Here is a 17919-nt window from a genome sequence, read left to right as displayed (position 1 = left end):
CCGGGTTGTTTCTTACAAATCGAGACCCCTGATTTCTTTCGAGGGGAGCGGCCCGGCTCCGCGCTCGCGGGCGCCCAGGTGCCAGCCCTTGGCACGCTCCTGCTCACGCCAGAGCGAGGCATACAGGCCGTCGCGCTTCAGCAACTCATCGTGCGTGCCGCGCTCGGCCAAGCGCCCCTGGTCCAGGACGACAATCTGGTGGGCGCGGCGCACGGTCCGCAGGCGGTGGGCGATGACGACGACCGTCTTGTGGCGAACGAGCTCGTCGATGGCGCGCTGAATCTCCGCCTCCGCGGAGGCATCGACCGAGGACGTGGCCTCGTCCAGCAGGATGATGGGGGCATCCTTGAGGATGGCCCGCGCGATGGACAGCCGCTGCCGCTCTCCGCCCGACAGCGAGCCGCCGTCCTCGGAGAGCACGGTGTCGTAGCCCTGGGGAAGCTTCTGGATGAACTCGTGCGCCCTGGCTGCACGAGCGGCCCGCTCCACCTCCTCGCGGGTGGCGTCTGGCCGGCCCACGCGGAGGTTGTCGAGCACCGTCCCGGAGAAGAGGACGACGTCCTGGAAGACCATCGAGAGGTGTCGGTGGAGCTCCTCGAAGGGGATGTCCCGGATGTCGACGCCGCCCACGCGGATGGCGCCTTGTCCTCGGGGGATGTCCCACAGCCGCGCGACCAGGTGCACCAGCGTCGACTTGCCCGAGCCCGAGGCGCCGACAATCGCGCTGAGCGAACGTTCGGGAAATGCGACGGAGACGTCCTTGAGCACCCGCTCGCCTTCATAGGCGAAGGAGACGCCCTCCACCGCCACGTCGAAGCGAGCGCCCGGTGAGGCCGGCGTCGAGGGCTCGCTCAGCGGTGGCTCCGCCATGAGCCGGTCCACCCGCTCCAGCGCGCGCTGGGAGCCGCGCAGCATCAGGAGCGCCACCCCCAGCTCGGCGACCTGACGTGTCACGCCCACGCTCACGACCAGGAAGACCAGGAGCGTCCCCGGCGCCAGGCTCCCGTCGAAGGCCAGCAGGCTGCCCACGAAGGCCACGACGACGAAGCCCGCCTCCACCAGGAAGCCGAACACGGACAGCAGGGGCGACGGCGTCACCTCCGCGCGGATGAGTGCGTCGCGAAGCGTCTCCATCGACCGGACGAAGCGCTGGTAGACCTCGCCGTGGCGGCCAAAGGCCCGGAGCACGGCGATGCCCTGCACGTACTCGACGATGCGCGCATTCACGTCCGCCGTGGCCTCGAGCACCGCCGTGATCTCCCGCACGAAGATGGGCGTGGTGGCCACCAGGACGACGAGGGCCAGGGGCAGCACCGCGAAGATGGCCAGCCCCAGGCGCAGGTCCAGGAAGCAGAGCCCCACGCCCACCAGCATGGGCAGCGCGAAGGTCGCGGCGAAGACGCCCGTGATGTGAGACCAGATGTCTTCGACGAGCGCGAGGTCCGTCGTGATGATGCCCGCGAGCTCCCCTCCCCTGCGCTGGGTGAAGAACCCCATGGGCAGCCGCCGCAGGTGGTCCGCCGCGCGCAGGCGCGCCTGTCCCATCAGCGCGTGCGCCGCGATGAAGATGTCCGACATCGCCACGCGCGAGCACACCAGGCGCAGCACCACGGAGAGCAGGATGCCCGCCGTCACCCAGGCGGTCATCGTCAAGGTCAGCCCGCGCTCCAGCGCCGAGCGGACGAAGACGAGGACCAGGGCATAGGGAATGGCCGTCGCCAGCGCTTCGAAGAAGGCGAAGACGAACCCTCGGCGCAGCCGCGCCTCCTTGCGGCCCGCGAGGCGCTCGCCCAGCGAGAAGAGCTCCCCCATCATGACGCCACCTCCATTCCGCCAGGCGCAGGCAGAGCCGCGCCTCCCAGCGTCCAGTCCTGTGCATCCGAATGGCTTGCCCACAGGCGCTGGTAGAGCGCGCAGCGGGACAGCAGCACGTCGTGCGTGCCCTGGTCCCGCACCTCGCCGCCCTCCAGCACGACGATGTGGTCCGCGGTGGCGATGGTCGACAGCCGATGGGCCACCACCACCACCGTCCGGCCCTCGCACAGCTCCGACAGCGCCTCCTGGATGCGCGCCTCGTTCTCCGGGTCCGCGAACGCGGTGGCCTCGTCGAGCAGGAGCACCGGCGCGTCCTTCAGCAGCGCGCGGGCGATGGACAGCCGCTGCTTCTCGCCCCCGGAGAGCCGGGCGCCTCGCTCGCCGAGCATCGTGTCGTAGCCCTGCGGCAGCGCGCGGATGAAGTCATGGGCCCGCGCGGCGCGGCACGCCGCCTCCAGCTGCGCCTCCGTGGCGTCCGCCCTGCCCAGGCGCAGGTTGTCGCGGACGGTGCCGTGGAAGAGGAACACGTCCTGGAACACCATGGAGACCCGCGACAGCAGCTGCTCGAGGGGCAGCTCGCGCACGTCCACGTCGCCCAGCGCCACCACGCCCCCCGTCGCCTCCCACAGCCGGGGCACCAGCTTCACGAGCGTCGACTTGCCCGCGCCCGACGGGCCCACGAGCGCGGTGACCTTGCCCGCGGGCGCATCGAACGTGACCTGGCGCAGCACGTCCGGTCCGGCCGCGTCATAGCGGAAGTCCACCTGCCGGAAGGAGAGGCCGTCGTGGGCGGGCGCCTGGGTGCCCGCGCGCTCCTCCAGGTCCGGGGTGAGCAGGAGCTCACGGATGCGCGCGTTGCCCACCTGGACCTTCTCGACGTTCCCCCACGCGAACATCAGCCGCATCATGGACATCAGGAGCTGGGGGCCCAGCACCAGGAACAACACCAGTTCCTCCAGCGACAGCTCCCCCTTCGAATAGAGCCAGCCCCCCGCGGGCACGAGGAAGACCAGGCTGGAGCCGATGAGCGCGCCGAACGCGCCGTAGCCGCGTCCGTTGGTGCGCATGAAGCCCTCCATCCACTGGAGCCCTTCCTGGATGGAGCGCGACAGCTCGCCGAACCGGGAGGCGGACAGGCCGAAGGTCTTGATGACCTTGATGCCCCGGATGTACTCGAGCAGCGCCGAGTTCATGCGGTGCTGAATCGCATTCCACTGCACATGGGCGTCGGCGCCGTTGCGCATCGTGTACGCCATGGCCCCCACCGCGAACGGGGCCACGATGATGCTGGCCACCGCCATCCGCCAGTCCACCCACACCAACGCGAGGGCGGTGGAGAGCGGGACGACCACCGCGGCCACCGCGTCCGGGAAGTTGTGGGCGACGAACGACTCCACCTGGTTCACGTCGTCCATCAGCGTCGCCTTGAGCGAGCCCGTCGTCCGGCGGCTGAAGAACGACAGCGGCACCGCGCCCAGCTTGTGAGCGATTCGCAGGCGCAGGTCATGGAGGATGCGGAACGCGGCGACGTGCGCGAGCACCGTCGCGCCCGCGACGAACGTGTACCGGAGCAGCAACGCGCCCACGGCCACCAGCGCCAGGGCCCGGACCTCCTCCAGGCGGGCAGGCTCCGCGTAGATGGCCGTCGCCATGCGCGAGACGATGAAGAAGGGCACCAGCCCCAACGCCGCCGCCACCGAGGCACTGAGTGCCGACAACCCCACCAGCGGCCCCTGCAGACCCAACAGCCGGAACAGCCCCGCCAGACCTGGGGGAGGTGGCTTCGGCCCTTCCTCTGGAACCGCCATGTACGACCTCCTGCATCAAATCACATTTCAATAATAATACTCATTATCGTTTTCAATCCAGAACCCCTGAGGTCCAGTCATACACATACGTGACTGGCCCCTGGGGGTGGAGCAGCGGGGGGTGGGACCTGGACCCCCACCGTTCCGCGGGATATATTGTTCTCGGTAGCACTTCGCGCGGCGCCCGGAGTTTCAGCACCAACGCCACGACGTTTTCACGCCCTCCGCCCGCGAAGGCTCTTCATGTCATTTCTCGACCGCGTCCTCGATCCTCCGAGCTACGGCTACGAGAAGAACGGACAGCTGCATGTTCCGACGGCCCGGGCCATTGCCCGGGAGTTCTTCTCCCGCCTCAACATCCTCCGCACCCGCAAGAACTGGCTTCCTCTGACCGGGTGGACCACGACGCTGGGCCTGGGAATCCCGCTGACGCTCTCCTTCACGCACTTCTTCAACCTCTGGTTCTGCCTCGCGGGCTTCGTCTACGGCATGGTGGTGCTGGGCACGCACGGCACCGTCTGGTTTCACCGCTACGCGACGCACCGCGCCTTCCAGTTCAAGAACGCGTTCTGGCGCGAGCTGTGCCGCAACCTCGTGGTGAAGACCATCTCCGAGGAGGTGTATGTCATCTCGCACCACGTCCATCACGCCAAGGCCGAGCAGCCGGGCGACCCGTACAACGTGAAGGCCGGCTGGCTGTATTGCTTCCTCGCGGACGTCAACCACCAGGGCATCCACCGGGACTTGAACGCCAAGGACTACGGCCAGCTCTGCAAGCTGATGGACCACACGGGGGTGAGGCTCAACAGCCATGCCCAGTATTTGAAGTGGGGCTCGCTGTGCCATCCCGCGTGGACGGTGCTGCACTTCGCGCTGAACTGGGCCGTCTGGTACGGCATCTTCTTCCTCGTGGGCGGGCACGCGCTGGCCCTCGCGCTCTTCGGCTGGGCGGGCGTCTGGGTGGTGGGCGTGCGGACGTTCAACTACGACGGCCACGGGGGCGGCAAGGACCGCCGACGCGACGGGATTGACTTCAACCAGAAGGACCTGTCCATCAACCAGCGCTGGCCGGGGCTCATCACGGGCGAGTGGCACAACAACCACCACCTCTATCCGCACGGCGCACGCGCGGGCTTCCTGCCGTACCAGTTCGACCCGGCGTGGCATGTCATCCGGTTCGGCTGGAGGGTGGGCGCGGTGCGCTCGTACAGGGACTTCCAGGAGGACTTCCTGGAGCGCCACTACCGTCCCTGGCTCGAGGCCCAGAAGCGGCCCTGAGTCACGGCTAGGACTCTCCCCTCCCCTGCGCTAGCCTGGGTGTCGCATGGCGACAGAGAAGGCGCTGCTCCTCATCGCGGATATCGGCGGATACACCCGCTTCATGAAACACCACCGCTTCAGCCTCGCGCACGCGCAGGACTCGGTGGCGCAGCTGCTCGAAGCGGTCATCGACGCCTCGGGTGGGCTGAAGCTGGCCAAGCTGGAGGGAGACGCGGCCTTCTTCTACTCCGTCGGAGACGACTGCGGTGCGTTCGCCCGGCAGGTCGCGGACATCCGCCGGGCCTTCGTCGCGCGGCGCGAGAAGCTGGTCGTCGACCGGATGTGTCAGTGCGACGGCTGCATGCAGGTGGGCATGTTGACGCTCAAGTTCGTCGCCCACCTGGGGGAGGTCGCCTTCCAGCGGGTGAAACACCTCACGGAGCTGGCGGGGGTGGACGTCATCCTCGTCCACCGGATGTTGAAGAACGACGTCCCGGTGTCCGAGTACCTCCTGATGACCGACGCCGTGCACGAGCGAATCCAGCCGGAGCTGCGCCAGCTGGCCCAGGGGCTCGAGCACGAGTTCGAGGGCCTGGGCCGCACGACCACCCACTACATCGACCTGCTCGCGAGTGGCGAGGAGCTCCCCGCCCCGCTCGCCCCGAAGCTGTCGCGCAGGCTGTGGAACAAGCTGGTGATGGAGGTGCGGACGCTGAAGTACGTGCTCGGCATCGAGAAGCCCTGCCAGGACTTCCGCAACGTCGAGATTGTCGACACACCGCCCACTCCGCACTCCCATCCTCCGCGCACCTGAGCGACACAGGCGGGCCGGAGCCGGGAGGACGTCATGAAGAGCCTGGACTGTGGACATGCCGCGCCCGCCGTGGGGCGCTGGTGCAAGCACCTGCTGGCCGACGAGGACGCCTCGTTCATCGTCCGCTTCACCGGACAGGGCGTGGACCACGAGCTGCGGTGCGAGGCCTGTGGCGAGGACGCGGGGGGCGCGCTGGAGCCCGTGGCCATCTGCTCCGCCTGCCACCATACGAAGATGGGTCGGGTCTTCGACCTGATGCGCATCCAGGGGCGCCCCGAGCTTCGCACCCGGGAGACCGCGCTGCGCTTCGAGCACCGGGAGCTCCGCCTCCCAGCGCTCGCGGGCCGCACGCTCAAGGCGCTCACCGCCCTGGGGAGTGCCCCCCGCGTGGAGTGGCTCGCGGTGGACGAGCGCGGCGAAGTGCTCCGGTTGGACCTGGAGGAGGACACCGTCCGCCGGGTCGGCGCGGTGAGCGCGGAGTCGCTGGACCTCGCGGCCGACCTCACGCTGCATGCGTCCGCGTGTGGCCGCTATGCGGCGGTGGTGAACAGCCGGGGGGCTCGCGGCGTGGTGCTGGAGCTGGCGTCCGGCGCGGTGAAGCTCGCGCTCGACCGGGGCAGCTACCACGTCGAGCACTGCGAGTTCTCCGCCGCCTTCTTCCGCGACGGCGACCGGACGCTCCTGGTGCATGCGACCGCGTGGAACCGGCTCGACATCACGGACCCGGCGACCGGGGAGCTGCTGACCCGGCGCGAGCCGCGGGACCTCGACTACTTCCACTGCGGGCTGACGGTGTCTCCGGACGGGGCCTGGCTCGTGGACGACGGCTGGGTCTGGCATCCGGTGGGGATGCTGTCGAGCCTCTCCCTGCGCCGCTGGCTGCATGAGAACGTCTCGGAGTCGGAGGACGGCCCCTCCCGCAAGCTGCTGCGCGAATGCGCCTATTACTGGGATGCGCCCGCGTGCTTCGTCGGCCCGCGCACGCTGGTCACCTGGGGCTTCGGCGGAGACGCGGAGCACCTCATCGATGCCGCGATGCTCTACGACGTCGAGTCGGGCAACCTGCTGCGCTGGTTCCCAGGCCCGCGAGGAACGCTCCACGGGGATGGGAACCTGCTGCTCGCGACCTCACAAGACCAGGGCACCTGTGTCTGGGATATCGAGACAGGGGAGCGGCTCCACCAGGATGCCGCCCTGAAGCCCACGGCCTGGCATCCCTCCGCGCGACGCTTCCTGACGGTGCTGCCCGAAGGCGTCGTGCGCGAGAGCGTGCTGAGCGGCGCGGCGTGGTGAGCCCGCGCGGTGCTCAGGCGGGGAACACCGCCACCTCCAGCTGACGCAGGCGCTCGGGGTCGACGACCGTCTCGAGCAGGAGGATCCTCCCCTCCTGGACGGTGAAGAGCAGCACGGAGTGCAGCCGGCCCCTGGGGGCGACGACGAGGGCCACCTTCCCGTCGACGAGCCCCACCTGGGACACGCGGGCCCGGGCCGAATGCAGACGCGCCTGGCTGGCCACGTTGCTCGCGCCGTGGACCTCCCTGGGGGCGCCCGTCGGCAGCTTCATGTCCGTCCGGGCCACGACGTCCGGGTCCAGCACGGCGAGCAGCGCGTCCAGGTCCCCGCCTCGCGTGGCGGCGAGGAACGCGCTGACGACCTCGCGCTGCCGGGAGAGGTCCGCGTCCGGTGAGAGGGCCGCGCCGTGGACCCGTCGGCGCGCGCGGCTGGCGAGCTGCCGTGTGGCCGCCTCGTTGCGCCCGACGATGGGGGCAATCTCGTCGAAGGACATGGAGAACAGGTCGTGCAGCACGAAGGCGATGCGCTCGGAAGGGTTGAGCGCGTCCAGCACCACGAGCAGCGCGAACCCCACGGAGTCCGCCATGAGGGCCTCCTGCTCGGGCGTGCTCCCATCCGTGCGGGCGGCGAACAGGTCTGGGCCCTGCGCGTCCTCGGGCTCCTCGCGCCGCGACTTGCGGGTGCGCAGGAAGTCCAGACACACCCGCGCGACGACGGTGGTCAGCCAGCCGCGGGGGTTGGTGACCTCGCGCGTGTCCGCGCGGCTGTGATGGAGCCAGGCCTCCTGGACGGCATCCTCCGCCTCGCTCAGGGAGCCGAGCATCCGGTAGGCCACGCCCCGCAGATGGGCCCGGTGGGTCTGGAAGTCCGCGGCGCTGAGATTTCTTTCGTCCATCGGTCACATTCTTTCGAGGGGCTCCGTCATCGCGGCGCCGGACGAGATGACGCCGGATTCGCACGCAACCTGGGGGCAATCAACCCCCTTTCAACGAGGGCCTTCCGAGGCCCCGATAGGAACACGTCCATGAACTCCCGAATGAAGAACCCCGCGATGGTCGTCCCCGATGCCATGGCCGCCCTGCAGGCCCTGGGCGCCGCCGTGTTCAAGGGGGGTGCCCCGAAGAAGACGCTTGAGCTGATGAACCTGCGCGCCAGCCAAATCAACGGATGCGGCGTGTGCGTGGACATGCACGCGAGGATGGCGCGGAAGTCGGGTGAGACGGAGGACCGCCTCTTCGCGGTGGCCGCGTGGAGGGATGTGCCCTACTTCACCGACGCCGAGCGGGCCGCGCTGGCGCTCACCGAGTGCGTCACCCGCCTCGGCGACAAGTCGGACCCCGTCCCCGACGACATCTGGAACGAGGCCGCGAAGCACTACGACGAGCAGGCCCTGGCGGCCCTGGTCATGTCCATCGGGATGGTCAACCTCTGGAACCGGCTCAACGCGACGACGCGCCAGGTCGCCAACCCTCACGCCCGTTGGTAGCCAGCACCGAGGGCGGGCAGCCGAACTCGCGCCGGAAGGCGTGGGTGAAGTGGCTGTGCGAGGAGAAGCCCATCGCGAGCGCGACGTCGGTGATGCGACCCGCGGCGTGCTCCAGCTCGAAGAGGGCGGCGCGGAGTCTCAGGCGGGTGAGGTGCGTGTGCAGCGTCTCTCCCGTCACCGCGCGGAAGACGCGGCTGGCATGAAAGGGCGACGTCTTCGCGCTCTCCGCCAACGCGCCCACCGTCAGCCGCTCCGTGAAGGACGTGGCCATGAGGTGCTGGAGCTCCTCCGCGAGCTGACGCCAGGCCGCGGAGAAGGCGCGCGGCTTGCGTGAAGGAGCACGCTCCTCCGTGTGGAGCTGGTGGACCAGGGCCAGCGCCGTCTCCTCGCGGGCGAAGGGGTCCGGGTCGCGGAGCAACTGGACGTGCAGGCGCGCGGCGCTCGCGGACACCTGACAGGTGTGGGAGCCCTCACGAGGGGTCCACTCCTCCGCCAGAGCGCCTCTCAGCAACAGCAAGGTGCCGCGCTGGGGACGCTCCGACGGCGTCTCCATCCAGTACTCGTTGCCGGGCGTGTTGAGCGCCGCCGTCGCCGGGTCCACCACGCTGCGCCGGCTGCCATGCGTGCGCAGGTGGGTGCCCGTCTGGAGCAGGTCCGCCTCCAGATAGCGGGCCTGCTCGCGCCACCGCGAGCGCGGCCCGCCGTCACACGTCCATTCGCCCACCAGCAGCTCGGGCGTCGTGACGAGCAGACGGAGCGTGCACGGTGGCACCCAGTCCTGGTTCATCCGGTGAGGATGGCGGAAGGGCTCAGGGTTGGGAAGCAGGCAGCAGCTCGGGCGGAATCGGATTCGCCGCGTCCTCCGACTGCCACACCAGGCTGGCGACCCACCAGCGCGTGCCGTCGAAGTAGAGCTGGAGGTAATTGACGCCTCGGCCGGACGTGCCTTCCCCCGGGCCCGTGCGCGCCTCGTAGGTGGACGCCACGTGCGCGATGTTGCCGTAGCGCTTCACGGTCCGGTGGATCTCCCACTCCCGGAAGCCCCCCGCGATCAGCGGCTCCGTGGACGCCACGAAGCGCGGGTGGTCGTACACCTCCAGCGTCTTGCCGATGGCCACGAAGTGAATCCAGGGGCTGTACAGCGTCCTGTCCCGAGCCCACTGACGCGGCTCGTCCGGCGCGATGTTGACCACCTCGTAGAAGGCCTTCATCACGCCGTCGATGGTGGCGACGTCCTCGGGGCGCGCGGCGACGGCGTCGGAGGAAGAGGCCGCGTCGGGACGCGAGGGCGCGTGTGTACAGCCAGCGGAGAGCAGCAGCAGGAGCGCAACGAGATGGGTTCGCATGCCCTCACCATGAAGAGGGCGACGGGAGAGCCGCTATCAGAATCTTGCGCACTCCCGAACACCGCGCCCACCCCCATGCACCGATTGGCGACAGGACCCATCCTCCCCACCGTCGTCGACACTCCACGACGCCGGAGGGGCAGACATGCGGGGAACACTCTGTTGTGCATTGTTGGGAATGGGACTCGGGGCGTTCGATGGAGCCCTCGCGCGGACGGACTCCGACGTCGGTGAAGCCTCTGCGCGGGCCTGTCCTCCTGGAGAGGCCTCTCGCATCCAGGTCGTCACGCCCCCTGGGAGTGGCCCCGTCATCATCAGCGGGAGGATGCTGGGCACCGACTCGCTCGTCAGCGCCCGGGGCCGGCTCTTCTTCGGGACCAACTTCCTCGACGGCACCTCCGTGCTCTGGAGCACCGATGGGACGCCGCAAGGCACCTCGGAGGTGAAGAAGTTCTCGCCCGCCCCCATCGGGCCTCCGCGCATGGGCGGGCTCGTGGCTGCGGGCTCCCGCGTCTTCTTCGAGTTCCAGGACCCCGCCACCGGCAACGAGCTGTGGGTCAGCAACGGCACCGAGGCGGGGACGCGGCTCGTCAAGGACCTGTCTCCCGGCCCCGAGAGCACCTGGTTCCATCACATCACCGCGCTCGACGGACTGCTCGTCTTCGTGCGCACCGTGTCCGGCTCGGCGCCGCACTTCCCCCTGTACGAAGTCTGGCGCTCGGACGGCACGTCCTCCGGAACCTTCCGCGTGGCCGTCCTGCCCTCGGGCTTCCAGGTCCGCTACGTCTCGCTGACCGTGGACCATGCGCTCCACCTGTTCCTGTCCTCGGGCAGCCAGGGCACCGAGCTCTGGCGCACGGATGGCACGTCCTCCGGAACCTTCGCCGTCAAGAAGCTGGACGCCGCGAACACCTCCGTCAACGACGTGAGCCACGCGGGCGACCTGGGCCTCTTCGTGCTGGATGACAGCCCCAACGCCGAGGTGTGGAAGACGGATGGAACCCGGGACGGCACGCTCCGCCTGGAGTCCTTCGGGAGCCCCACCCGCCTGCTGGGGACCCTGGGGTCCCAGGTCTATCTGGCCACCGCGTCCTCCGATTCCCGCTTCCTCCACATCAACCGGGTCTCGTTGAGCGGCGGCGGGAAGACTCGCATCACCACGCTCCCCAATCCCTTCGCGGACAAGCCGGAGGCAACGCCATACATCCAGCGAACGACTCGCTCCGGAGGAAAGCTCTACTTCTCCATGGCCATCAGCGACACCGGCCCCGCGCCCCGGGACGTGTCGCTCTGGGTCACGGATGGAACCGCCGACGGGACGAAGCGGCTGCATCACCCCTTGTCCCTGGGGGATGAATACTTCTCACCGCTGTTCGCCGCGACGAACGGCACGGTGTTCTTCACCGCGTCCACGGATGGCCTGTATCCCGAGCCCTGGTTCACCCGAGGCACCCTCTCCACCACGGGCCAGCTCGCGGACATCAGCCCCGGCACGTTCGGCTCGGCGCCGGATGGCTTCGCCCAGCGCGGCGACCACGTCTTCTTCTTCGCCCATGACGACACGGGGGAGACACAGCTCTGGGGCGCCCCCATCCAGCTCACCTGTCCTCCAGGGCCCGCGGAATCCGAAGAGTGACTCCGAGCGCCGTGGGGAATTTCCGGAGGCACTGCGCGTTCCGAAGCCATCCATGAACCTGTCCCTTCCGCTGCTCGTCGCGCTCGTCTCGCTGCCCTCCTTCGCGCAAGCCCCTGCCCGGGACACCACCGTCGCCCGGCAGCAGCTCCAGGGCGTCATCGAGGACTTCCGTCAGTCCATCATCAAGAGGGACTCGAAGAAGTTCCTCGGCCTGTTCCTGCACGACGGCGTCATCTTCCAGCCCGTGCAGGGGGAGGCGCTCCTCAAGCAGCTGCGCGCGAAGAACCCCAAGGCGAGCAAGGCTCCGACCCAGCAGAAGATCACCCCCGCGTCCTTCATCGCGGATGTCACCGCCGACAAGGAGCCCAGCGAGGAGAAGTTCACGAACATCCGCATCGAGACGGATGGGGACGTCGCCGCCGTCTCGTTCGACTTCACGTTCCACCTCGGGGAGCGCGTCATCAACCGGGGTCAGGAGCACTGGCTCCTGGTGAACTCGGGCAACGGCTGGAAGATTGCCTCGGTCGTCTATTCCAACAACGACTGACGGAGGGTCAGTCGACGATGAAGAGCTTCGCGCCCGTCTGGGTCGACGAGCGGTGCTCGCCGTCGTCATCCGCGACCTGATAGCTCATCAGCGGACCCAGCTCGAAGTGCCGGCCGTCCTTCAGCTCGGTGTGCAGCGTCCCCTCCAGCACGAGCAGGACGTGTCCCCGGGCGCACCAGTGGTTCGCCACGTAGCCCGGTGTGTACTCGACGAGCCGGACCCGGAGGTCTCCCAGTTGGAGCGTCCGCCAGAACGCCTTGCCTGTGTCTCCCGCGTGCTCGGTGGGAGGGATGGCGCTCCAATCCGTGGTGCAGAAGGGAATGTTCGAGAGCTTCAGGCGCAGCTCCTTTCAAAGAAGACGCAGGGGTATCTTACGGCTTCTCGGGGCGCCTCCGAAGGTCGACCAGACGGCTCAGAATGACGAAACCATGCGTCGTCTCGAGAACCCGATAGCCGTTCCATGACGGAGTCAGGTCAACCCCACCCAGGATGGTTTTCCGGATGCCCGTCACGAACCCGTGTTGCAGAACCTTCTTGCCCGACAGCCGGTCCCGAATGGAGCGCGGACTCACGAGAGCTGCACGCAACTCCGGGCCATCGAACGGATGAACCTCCTCCAGTTCTCCGAGGAGCAAGGCCTGGAACCCATCGACCTCATCGGCCGCACCAAGGCTGATACACAGCTTCAGCAGACGCTCCGCGGCGTCTTCATCGAAGCCATTTCCGTCACTGCCGTCGACCTCCGTGTAGAGCGAGGGGTCCATGCGAAAGACGACGCACGCTGGACGCTCAGCATCGAACGTCGGGTACATGATGATGTCGAAGTCATACTGACGTTGCTCGTTCGGGAAGCGGAGGCTCCCCCCGATGCTGAACCAGTGCTCACGATGAGCAAGTTGCTCAAGCCCTCCGCGGTCCAGCGACTGTACCGAGGCAATATCCTCCGCCAGCTTGCGCTCTTGGATGAACTCCTCTCCCTCGAAAACCAGGGCCACGACTCCGCCATATCCTCGGAACCCGAAGTCATAGCGCTCGACGACCATGCCCAGCGCGTGCTCAACAATCCGGAGGGCCTCTTCTCCACTCACTTTTGCGAGCACGACAAAAACGTCGGATGCGGATGCCATGGGTCAGTGCTCCTGAATCTGTGACTGCGGCCATGGAGTCCCAATCTTCATCCCTTTGGGAATCGCGAGGTGAACGGGAGCTCCTGGGAAAATCACGGCGGACGCAGACGCTATCTTCTCGAGCTGCTTCAGCTTGGGCTTCCCCGTCTTGCACTCCTTGACGACGCCGCTCCCTGTCACCACATCGATTTCACCATCCATCAGGCAGTCAGGACAGTGGAACTTCTTGGAGACCTCTTTCGCGTGGGTATCATTGCCTACGAACTTCTCGAACGCATCCGCCTTGGACTGTCGCTCATGCTCCAACGCCACTTCCAGCAGCTTGTCGGCCACAGCCGTATTTCCAGCCCCCTCCGCGACAATGGCATCAGCGAAGTGACGTTCAGATGAAGCCCCCTTGCTCTGGATTTTTTGGTCCAGTTCCTGGCGTCGCGTCGAATCCGTTGCCACGTCATCGTACTGAAGGTTGGGGTGCGGGCAGTTGAGGTCGCCATCTCCCTGCTTGGGTACGACCAGAATCCCTTGGACCAGGCCCATCATCGTCGCCGCATTGGCGGGGCTGCCGCTCGGCCCACAGTTGTTGAGCATCGGGTCGCCCAGGAGGTGGACGTTCTTCCCCTCGAACTTCACGTCCATCGAACCGGGGCCCACGAACTTCGTCGGCCCATGCGTGTTGGAGGATATGAGTCCACCGCCGGTCCCTTTCGAGGCAACGTCTCCCTGAGAGCCAAAGCTCGCCCCTGAAATCGCGACCGGTTGCCCCTCGACCGTGACACGAGTCGTATAGCCTTTGGGGTCTTCACCGCTCCTGCCGATGTTTGGCAAAGGGGTCGGAACAAATGGGGCGGGAGGCCCTGGCATCTTGCAAACGTTGGGCACCGTCGCGGCCGCGACGCCGTTGCTACCTTTGTGGGCTGGGGTCTTCGGACTGTTGACTGCGACAGTTGGCATGTGTCCCCCTCATTCCGTCCGTGCCTGCTCCAACAAGACCGAGCTGCGCAGGCCGCTCTCGGAGCTTCCCCACACGAGCGCGAGCGGCCCTCGGCTGTAAGACCGCTCCCAGGCGCGAACGGCGAGAATCGACAGCAAAGCGCCGGAGGCGGCGCCCACGTCTCCCCAGCAGTTCGCGGGTGCGACGTAGCGCGTCGCATCCTTGAATGCATGTTGAGTCCTCATCAGCGCGAACCCCCACTCTTCGCTGCGATAGCGCTCTCCATTGATGTCGCAATAGATGGTGTCGACATATTCCTGAGGACGGAGGCACGAAACCGCACCTGAGATCGCCGCAGCGAGCCCTTCACCGAGACATTCTGTATTCGTCTTGATGAGTCTCGTCTCCTGTGCACCGTGAAAGCCACGGACCTTTGCCAGGGATGGCATTCGCAGCGTGCGGAGGGCATGGGGGCTTGCCAGGGCGATGAATCCAGCCCCCTCGCCGGGAAAGAACCCCGAGCGGGCCCCCTGCCCAACCAGTTGGCGGTTCGCATCGAGCCAATCCAAGGTACATGGCTCGAGATAGCTGTCGACGCCTCCGATGATGCACAGGTCTTTCGCGCCACAAGCAATCTTCTGCGCCCCCTGGGCAAGTGCATGAAGTCCCCCCGCATGCCCGCGTTCGGCGACGAAGACCTGGAGTTGACCTCCGGTCGGCGGCGCGGTTCGTGCCAACGCCTCGGCCAGGCGCTGTGAATCCGCGTCGGACCAGCCGGGTCTGGGTTCCGGCAAGGCGAGCAGCAACTCCAGCGGCGCTCGCCAGTCGCTTCCGGAAGAGAGCTTGGTGAGCACTGCACACAGTGGCGGGACCGCCAGCTTTCGGAGCCGCTGCCAACTCGTGAGTCCCGGGTCCAGTTCCGCATCCAAGGAGACGCGAATGGGCTCTCCACGACGGTCCACGAGATGGGGGTGCTCTCGAATCCGGGATATCTGGGCACGTGCTGCAGCAGCAGACGTCTCCGCGGAGAGGCCGATGACGGTACGTGCGCCCAGGGCAACGATGTGGACGGACTGGCTCATTCCAATGTCCGGGCTTCGATGACGGTTCGGTCGAGATACTCCGCATCGAGAGCACCGACCCCAAGCATTGAATGCCAGACCAACAGGAGCCGGGATTCTTCGGGTTCGATGATGACGCTCGCCAGATGGCCCTCATGCGCTTGGACCTTGCGTCCGAAATAGGTCCGAAACCGCAGGGTGACGCGCGGCAGCTCGAATCGAAGTAGTCTCTCTGGACTCAGGTTCGTCAGTTCGATTCTTTCACCTCCCGTCATCGGTACGGAGGGACGTTGGTCGGCAGGGGAGCAGAGAAGAAATCGCTCGTCGTAGTCCTCCGGCAACAGCGGCCTCCGATTCTTCTCCCAATGCTCGTCGTAGGTCCCCGCGAACTTCAGCCGTGGAGACCAATGACTGGCGATTGCACCAAAGCCCGTCGGCCAGGGTTTGGACTCATCCCCATCCGGATATTCCACGAAAGGAGCCACGCGACCGATGAGCCCTCTTCCAATGGGATTGCGCGCATCGACACGGTGCTTTCGAAAATCTCTTTCACTCGTGTCCGTTCCACCAAACGCGTTTTCATAGATGACTGGCTTTGACAAGAAGGGAGCAGGACTGGAACGCGTCGAGCCCAGCACGCCATCGACGTAGACCCTCTCTCCGTAGACGACCAGCGTCTTCCTCAGGGTGCCAACTCGCAGAGATACCACGACCTGGGGTGCCGGTCGCCCTTCGGGCGCATGAGCATGCGCGTTGATGAGGATGTCCGTCGTTGGCTTGCTGGGAATGAGATCCGCTTCGTATCGAAGGCTCGATGAGCCGGGGACCCCTCGATACTCCGGCACATGAAGAGGAGCGTACTGCTCTTCCGCAATGCTCAACTGGCCGTTCACGCCGATAACAAAGGTACCCTTGACGGCGACGACCCAATGATGTCGCCCCGACTTGTCACGCACCCACGTTCGTTCCACGGCAAAAGGCGTCTGATTATCAATCGACCACATCGTGGTCACATCACATTAGTAGGGAGTACGTGAGCGACCCCAGACCGGGTCATCTCCATCTGTCAGCAAGTGAACTCCGCCTCCTCTCATCTCTGCGGCAAAAAGTTTCACATCCCACCGAAACCGCGATGCACGGAGGCACCAGCCCGGGCCTCGGCGAGCAGCCAGTCCTTGAACCGCACCACATCCTCGCGGCCCGACAGGGGCCGAGGGTGGACGAGCCAGTAGCCGAAGTCGTTGGGGAGCACCTTCGGGAAGGGCTGGACCAGGCGTCCGGCCTTCAGGTCATCCGCGGCGAGCAGCATCCGCCCCAGCGCGACACCATCTCCCTGCCGCGCGGACTGGAGCACGAGCCCCGCGTCGTTGAACGTGAGGCCCTTGTCCGCGTCCACGCCCTTCACTCCCGCGACATCCAGCCACCGGCGCCACGCATCCTTCGGCGTGTCGTGGATGAGCCGGACCTTCGCCAGGTCCGAGGGCACGCGCAGCTTCTTCGCGAGCGCGGGGCTGCACACGGGGCTGAGTCCCTCCGTGGCGACCTGCTCCGCCTTGAGCCCCGTCCACCGCCCCAGCCCCGAGCGGATGCCGATGTCGAAGCGGTCATCGAGGAAGTCCCACAGCTCGGCCGCGCTGGTCAGGTGGAGCTCGATGTCGGGGTGGAGCTCGCGGAAGCGCTCCAGGCGCGGGAGGAGCCAGCAGGAGGCGAAGGATGGGAGCACGGTGAGGCGCAGCGGGCCCTGCTCGGCTTCGGAGAGGCGGGTGGTGGCCTCGGAGAGGCGCTCGAAGACGGGGGTGAGCTCGCGCAGGTACTCCTGGCCCTTGCGGGTCAGCGTGAGGGCGTGACCTCGGCGCTCGAACAGGGAGACGCCGAGCCAGTCCTCGAGCTGGCGGACGTGATGGCTGATGGCGGCCTGGGTGACTCGCAGCTCCGTGGCGGCGCGAGTGAAGCTCAGGTGTCTCGCTCCCGCCTCGAACGCACGAAGCGCGCCCAGCGGTGGAATGCGACGCATGCTCGATGAGCTCCCTTTATCGAGCGGCCGAGGATAGCTCGCTGGGCCCTGGGCTCGAAATGGAGTTTCTGATGGGCCGCGCCCCACCGCGATGAACGCTGGCGCACGAGGTCTTCGCCATGATTCCCGCTGAAGTCTGGGTGATGTTCCTGGGGTACACGGTCCCAATGGTGTTCAGCCCAGGGCCGGGCAACACGGTGCTCGCCACCGCGGGAGGGCGGTTCGGCATCCGAGGCTCGCTGCCGTTCTGGCTGGGGTTCGAGGTGGCGAACGTCGCGCTCTGCATCATCTACGGATTGGGATTGGGGAGCGTGCTGCAGGAGATTCCCGCGCTGCACGAGGTGCTGCGGGTGTGCAGTGTCGTGTACCTGCTCTATCTCGCGTGGGGGTTCTTCCGCTCCGCGCGAGGGTCGGCGGGCGGAGAGGACGCGTCCGTGGAGAAGCTGGGGTTCGTCGAGGGGCTGCTGGCCGTGGCGTTCAACCCGAAGATCCACTCGATGGTCCTGGTGATGTTCTCCCAATTCCTCAATCCCGCGAGCGGGGCCCTGACGCAGGCCGCGATGCTCACGGTGGCGTTCCTGGGCGTCTGCGTGGTGTGCCACTTCCCCTGGATTTATGGGGGCAAGCTCATCCTGGGACGCTTCCGCTCCGAGAAGGCCCTGCGCATCCAGGGATGGACGTTCGGCGCGTGCATGATGGGCGTCGCGGCCTATGTGGCGTTCGCGTAGGCAAACGGCGCAGCGGGAGTAACCCCCCTCTTCACTCAGTTCCGAGCCGCGGA

Annotated in this window: 18 protein-coding genes; 7 read left to right on the top strand and 11 right to left on the bottom strand. The window is 67.1% G+C overall.

Translation table 11 applies throughout. From position 1 onward, the window contains the following. Positions 1 to 12: 12 nt before the first annotated feature. Both MYSTI_RS08945 and MYSTI_RS08940 read right to left on the bottom strand, forming a co-directional pair. Positions 13 to 1815 (bottom strand): ABC transporter ATP-binding protein, encoded by a 1803-nt coding sequence (locus MYSTI_RS08945; protein ID WP_015347404.1) that lies wholly within the window; start codon positions 1813 to 1815, stop codon positions 13 to 15. After that, a complete protein-coding gene (locus MYSTI_RS08940) occupies positions 1812 to 3623 on the bottom strand; it encodes an ABC transporter ATP-binding protein (protein WP_015347403.1) in 1812 nt (603 codons plus the stop codon). The genes MYSTI_RS08945 and MYSTI_RS08940 overlap by 4 nt, the downstream gene beginning before the upstream one ends. Before the next feature lie 243 nt (positions 3624 to 3866). Between MYSTI_RS08940 and MYSTI_RS08935 the strand changes: the two genes are divergently transcribed. From MYSTI_RS08935 to MYSTI_RS40550, 3 genes are read left to right on the top strand one after another with little or no spacing between them, the layout of a single operon-like run. Next, a complete protein-coding gene (locus tag MYSTI_RS08935) occupies positions 3867 to 4901 on the top strand; it encodes a fatty acid desaturase (RefSeq protein ID WP_015347402.1) in 1035 nt (344 codons plus the stop codon). A 46-nt stretch (positions 4902 to 4947) separates the two neighbouring features. Further along, positions 4948 to 5697 carry a DUF2652 domain-containing protein gene (locus MYSTI_RS08930; RefSeq protein WP_015347401.1) on the top strand — a complete coding sequence of 250 codons (750 nt, stop codon included), beginning with the start codon at positions 4948 to 4950 and terminating at the stop codon, positions 5695 to 5697. A gap of 33 nt (positions 5698 to 5730) precedes the next feature. After that, the gene (locus MYSTI_RS40550; RefSeq protein WP_015347400.1) at positions 5731 to 6990 is read left to right on the top strand and encodes a WD40 repeat domain-containing protein; all 1260 of its coding nucleotides are present in this window, start codon (positions 5731 to 5733) and stop codon (positions 6988 to 6990) included. A gap of 13 nt (positions 6991 to 7003) precedes the next feature. On the opposite strand, the gene MYSTI_RS08920 is transcribed toward MYSTI_RS40550, so the two are convergent. After that, positions 7004 to 7885: a sigma-70 family RNA polymerase sigma factor gene (locus MYSTI_RS08920; RefSeq protein WP_015347399.1), complete on the bottom strand. Its 882-nt coding sequence runs from the start codon at positions 7883 to 7885 to the stop codon at positions 7004 to 7006. A gap of 129 nt (positions 7886 to 8014) precedes the next feature. Here MYSTI_RS08920 and MYSTI_RS08915 point away from each other — a divergent pair, with 129 nt between their 5' ends. Beyond that, positions 8015 to 8476: a carboxymuconolactone decarboxylase family protein gene (locus tag MYSTI_RS08915; protein WP_015347398.1), complete on the top strand. Its 462-nt coding sequence runs from the start codon at positions 8015 to 8017 to the stop codon at positions 8474 to 8476. Here MYSTI_RS08915 and MYSTI_RS40545 read toward each other — a convergent pair. After that, a complete protein-coding gene (locus MYSTI_RS40545; protein ID WP_144370025.1) occupies positions 8430 to 9248 on the bottom strand; it encodes a helix-turn-helix transcriptional regulator in 819 nt (272 codons plus the stop codon). The genes MYSTI_RS08915 and MYSTI_RS40545 overlap by 47 nt on opposite strands. Before the next feature lie 37 nt (positions 9249 to 9285). Then, positions 9286 to 9822 (bottom strand): hypothetical protein, encoded by a 537-nt coding sequence (locus MYSTI_RS08905; protein ID WP_015347396.1) that lies wholly within the window; start codon positions 9820 to 9822, stop codon positions 9286 to 9288. A 178-nt stretch (positions 9823 to 10000) separates the two neighbouring features. Here MYSTI_RS08905 and MYSTI_RS08900 point away from each other — a divergent pair, with 178 nt between their 5' ends. Both MYSTI_RS08900 and MYSTI_RS08895 read left to right on the top strand, forming a co-directional pair. Next, complete coding sequence (locus MYSTI_RS08900; protein WP_169558615.1) at positions 10001 to 11458, top strand: hypothetical protein; 1458 nt, start codon at positions 10001 to 10003, stop codon at positions 11456 to 11458. Between the two features lie 52 nt (positions 11459 to 11510). Next, a complete protein-coding gene (locus MYSTI_RS08895; protein ID WP_015347394.1) occupies positions 11511 to 12005 on the top strand; it encodes a Cif family virulence factor in 495 nt (164 codons plus the stop codon). Positions 12006 to 12012: 7 nt separating this feature from the next. Here MYSTI_RS08895 and MYSTI_RS08890 read toward each other — a convergent pair whose 3' ends face one another. The 6 genes from MYSTI_RS08890 to gcvA all read right to left on the bottom strand — a co-directional run bounded on the left by MYSTI_RS08890 (position 12013) and on the right by gcvA (position 17138). Next, entirely contained in the window at positions 12013 to 12327 is a 315-nt protein-coding gene (locus MYSTI_RS08890; RefSeq protein WP_267881062.1) for a DHCW motif cupin fold protein, read from the bottom strand. A gap of 49 nt (positions 12328 to 12376) precedes the next feature. Next, positions 12377 to 13132, bottom strand: a complete 756-nt coding sequence (locus MYSTI_RS08885; protein ID WP_015347392.1) for a hypothetical protein — start codon at positions 13130 to 13132, stop codon at positions 12377 to 12379. 3 nt (positions 13133 to 13135) lie between these two features. After that, on the bottom strand, positions 13136 to 14083 hold the full coding sequence (locus MYSTI_RS40540; protein WP_015347391.1) for a PAAR-like domain-containing protein: 948 nt from the start codon (positions 14081 to 14083) through the stop codon (positions 13136 to 13138). Positions 14084 to 14092: 9 nt separating this feature from the next. Next, positions 14093 to 15145, bottom strand: coding sequence for a beta-ketoacyl synthase N-terminal-like domain-containing protein (locus MYSTI_RS08875; RefSeq protein ID WP_015347390.1), 1053 nt, complete (start codon positions 15143 to 15145; stop codon positions 14093 to 14095). Further along, positions 15142 to 16128, bottom strand: coding sequence for a DUF2169 family type VI secretion system accessory protein (locus MYSTI_RS41635; RefSeq protein WP_015347389.1), 987 nt, complete (start codon positions 16126 to 16128; stop codon positions 15142 to 15144). The genes MYSTI_RS08875 and MYSTI_RS41635 overlap by 4 nt, the downstream gene beginning before the upstream one ends. A gap of 107 nt (positions 16129 to 16235) precedes the next feature. Beyond that, positions 16236 to 17138 (bottom strand): transcriptional regulator GcvA, encoded by a 903-nt coding sequence (gcvA, locus tag MYSTI_RS08870; protein ID WP_015347388.1) that lies wholly within the window; start codon positions 17136 to 17138, stop codon positions 16236 to 16238. 119 nt (positions 17139 to 17257) lie between these two features. On the opposite strand from gcvA, the gene MYSTI_RS08865 reads away from it, so the two are divergent. Next, a complete protein-coding gene (locus MYSTI_RS08865) occupies positions 17258 to 17866 on the top strand; it encodes a LysE family translocator (RefSeq protein ID WP_015347387.1) in 609 nt (202 codons plus the stop codon). Positions 17867 to 17919 lie beyond the last annotated feature (53 nt).

It is taken from the genome of Myxococcus stipitatus DSM 14675, from assembly GCF_000331735.1.
Classification (GTDB): domain Bacteria; phylum Myxococcota; class Myxococcia; order Myxococcales; family Myxococcaceae; genus Myxococcus; species Myxococcus stipitatus.
The sequence above is the reverse complement of the archived record's forward strand: the minus strand, read 5'-3'. Positions and strand labels throughout refer to the sequence as shown.